Origin of the sequence: Paraglaciecola marina, from assembly GCF_004360155.1 — a bacterium.
GTDB classification, from domain to species: Bacteria; Pseudomonadota; Gammaproteobacteria; order Enterobacterales; family Alteromonadaceae; genus Paraglaciecola; species Paraglaciecola marina.
Genome location: NZ_SAIS01000066.1, coordinates 1 through 1,563 on the forward strand (window position 1 = coordinate 1; position 1,563 = coordinate 1,563).

3 protein-coding genes are annotated in these 1,563 nt (G+C 37.5%); all 3 read right to left on the bottom strand.

The genetic code is table 11. The annotated features are described in order from the left end of the window. A partial coding sequence (locus EOK74_RS20655; RefSeq protein WP_133472017.1) for a hypothetical protein occupies positions 1-272 on the bottom strand: 272 nt, incomplete at its 3' end. A 123-nt stretch (positions 273-395) separates the two neighbouring features. Further along, positions 396-806 carry a DUF2513 domain-containing protein gene (locus tag EOK74_RS20660; RefSeq protein WP_205964782.1) on the bottom strand — a complete coding sequence of 137 codons (411 nt, stop codon included), beginning with the start codon at positions 804-806 and terminating at the stop codon, positions 396-398. A 150-nt stretch (positions 807-956) separates the two neighbouring features. Next, positions 957-1,286, bottom strand: a complete 330-nt coding sequence (locus tag EOK74_RS20665) for a hypothetical protein (protein WP_133472019.1) — start codon at positions 1,284-1,286, stop codon at positions 957-959. Between the last annotated feature and the right edge of the window lie 277 nt (positions 1,287-1,563).

Sequence of the window (1,563 nt, forward strand, 5' to 3'; positions counted from 1 at the left end):
CTTGGAAGCATCTTATTTGGTTGGTAGTAGATAATTTGGTTTTTGGAAACTGACTCTATTTTGTAATCGTATTTTTTCAAAACTAAATACTTCTTATAACAAGTGGTGCCGAGTATCGCCAATGCCAATTCATCTTCAGTCAGATGTCCCCAAGTAGATATGATTTTCTGTGATTCAAAAAAGTCTAATTCTTGTTTTGTGAATCCTTTCTCAGTCGATTTACATGCTAGCAGACCAAAAATTGTAATTGCTAATAATGCAATGGTTCTCATGGTTGTCCTTTTAAAACATAACTTTAAGCTAAGGGGCACATACGTGGGGCTATAATCGCGAAGCGGCCCCGCGTATGTGTCCCAGCGAACGAAGTGAGTGAGTTAATTGGGTTGTTATACCCGTTACTCATCCAAGATATCATTCAACTTTTTCTTGAAATAATGATGAAGTAACTTTTGGCTTCCATCAAAAACTACTTTAAATGGAGCATCTTTGAACTCAGTCTTAAGTTTCTCAAACACTTCTTGCTTATCTAAAGCGTTTGCAAAATCGTGGCCCGCTTGAGTTAACCTAATATCTTTATCGAAGATAAGAGGAGGTCCGCTTATGTCCATTGTAATACCTATTGAATCCAAACCAGATAAATGTAAATTTCTGTCAGAAATTAATCGATTATCCATCAGAATTTGCATATGAAAAACGAACTTTTCGTCTAAGTACTCTGGATTGTCCGCGGAACTAATCGGAAATCCATTGTCCTGCAATTTTACAACGCTAATATGCGCTGTTTCTGCGTTAATAAACTCTGACAAGAGCTCTTTGAGATACGTTAAATCGATAAGCATGTTTCAATATCCTTTTGAGGGTATAACGCCCGCATAAGGGGCTGATAATTGTTTGCTAAAATGTGCAGCGAAGCGGAACCGAGCAAACTGTTAGCAGTCCCGTGCTTAATGCGCTTGTTAGCTTTCAGTTACTTGATCTTTGTAGCGCCAGATAAAAGCCTCACCTAGCTCTTCTTGTTCCCAGTGATATTTTACAATGGAACCATTTTCTCTGAACTTTCCCCAACCCCAACCTTCTTCAACGAAGTTAAAGTAAAGACAACTGCCATTTAAAATAGCAACAACCCAAAATTCATGTTCGAAGTCGTATTGCTCCTGTTTCCATTTAACAGGTTCAATTTTGCACTTAATCCACGTTTTCAATGTTTCAAATTCAGAATCGCTAATTGCAACATCGGCTTCCACTAATTCTTGATTTACTTCATCGAGAGTTAAATTTGACTGCATACTATCCTTGAAAGCTAACAATATTAATATCCGGAAACATTCCGTGTTTAAACACGGAATGTTTCCGCTTTTCTACATGACTCTTTTCTACCACAGCCCCTAACCCATTGTACAGGTTAACTTTATTACCACCTATTCATTCAGCCAATGGGAAAATACGGAATATTTCCAAAATCTTGCTGTTATGCGGAATTTCAATCAAAACTGGATCAATCAGCAGTACTATTGCTTAAATATTACTAAGACACGCATGGCAATAAAATACCCAATCGCAGCT